Origin of the sequence: Promicromonospora kroppenstedtii DSM 19349, assembly GCF_000515355.1 — a bacterium.
Taxonomy (GTDB): Bacteria; Actinomycetota; Actinomycetes; order Actinomycetales; family Cellulomonadaceae; genus Promicromonospora; species Promicromonospora kroppenstedtii.
The window spans coordinates 1-1,171 of sequence record NZ_KI911625.1 but is presented as its reverse complement, the minus strand read 5'-3'; the positions used below and the strand labels follow the sequence as shown (position 1 = coordinate 1,171).

Sequence of the window (1,171 nt, the reverse complement as noted above, 5' to 3'; positions counted from 1 at the left end):
GTCGTCGGCCGCCGCGTCGCTGAGCACACCCCCCGGAAGCACGGCCGCCGAGGCCCGGACCATCGAGCTGCGGCCCGTCGACGGCGCCGACATGCGGGCCGAGGTGGTGGCGACGCCCACCACCTGGGGCACCAAGTTCAGGTGGAGCTGCCACTACCCGCCCGACCCGGGGCAGCAGCCGCCCGAGAGCGCCTACGTCCCGCAGGAGCCGATCAGGTACGAGCTGGTGCTCGTGGGCCGGGACGGCGCGCGGACGGTCGCGGCCACGTGGTCGTGGTCGGGCGGCGAGACGACGGGCCTGGACGCGTCGACGGCGGTGTCGCTCACGGAGATGGACCGCATCGAGATCACGCTCGATGGGCACGAGGAGGCGCTGGCGACCGCCACGCTCTAGCCCCAGATGGCGTCGGCCCACTCCGGGTGGTCGATGAACGGGTTCCGGTTGTGCTGGAACTGCTCGTAGACGACGTCGTTCCGGTTGGCCTCGAACGCCGACACCGGGTCGGCGTCGTTCCACTCCAGCAGCGTGGAGAGCTTGCCGTGGTACGGCGCCGAGCCGTTGTTCACGGTGTCGTTGGGCTCCAGGTCGGCGAAGCTGTCCTCACCCTCCCAGCGCACGGCCATGTACAGGATCATCCGCGCGACGTCGCCCTTGACCTCGTCGCGGGGCTCGAACGAGTCGGAGTCGGTGTAGTTGCCGGGTGCGCCGGAGACCGCGCTGCCGCCCTCGTCGAAGTCCTTGTTGCCGCGGATGCTGTTGACCTGGACGTCGGTGGGGCGCAGGTGGTGCAGGTCGGTGCCGGGCCCGGTGGCCGTGCCGAAGTCGCCGTGCGACTTGGCCCAGACGTGCTCGCGGTTCCAGTCGCCGACGTCGCCGCCGTTCAGGTTCTTGGCCCGCGACTCGCCCGTGTACAGGAGGATCACGTTGTCCGGGTTCGCCGGGTCCTCGTCGCTGGCCATCAGGCCGTCCCACACCTCGCTGTACGTCACCGGGTCGCTCACGCTGATGATGTCGTTCAGCTCGGCCTTGAGCGCCTCACCCGTCAGGCCCTCGACGCTGTCGTAGTAGCCGGCGGGGACGTCGGACCCCACGACGTCGGACGCCGTGCCGGCCACCGCCGTACCGGCCACCGCGCCGTCCTGCGCGACCGCGCCCGGCGCCACGACCAGC

At 71.4% G+C, this 1,171-nt stretch carries 2 protein-coding genes; one reads left to right on the top strand and one right to left on the bottom strand.

Going from position 1 to position 1,171, the window contains the following annotated elements; translation table 11 throughout:
- On the top strand, nt 1–394 hold a 394-nt coding region (locus tag PROKR_RS05570; RefSeq protein WP_036960417.1), incomplete at its 5' end, for a hypothetical protein.
- On the opposite strand, the gene PROKR_RS05565 is transcribed toward PROKR_RS05570, so the two are convergent.
- The coding region (locus PROKR_RS05565) for an endonuclease I family protein (RefSeq protein ID WP_211240038.1) at nt 391–1,171 on the bottom strand (781 nt) is incomplete at its 5' end. The two genes, PROKR_RS05570 and PROKR_RS05565, sit on opposite strands and share 4 nt — an antisense overlap.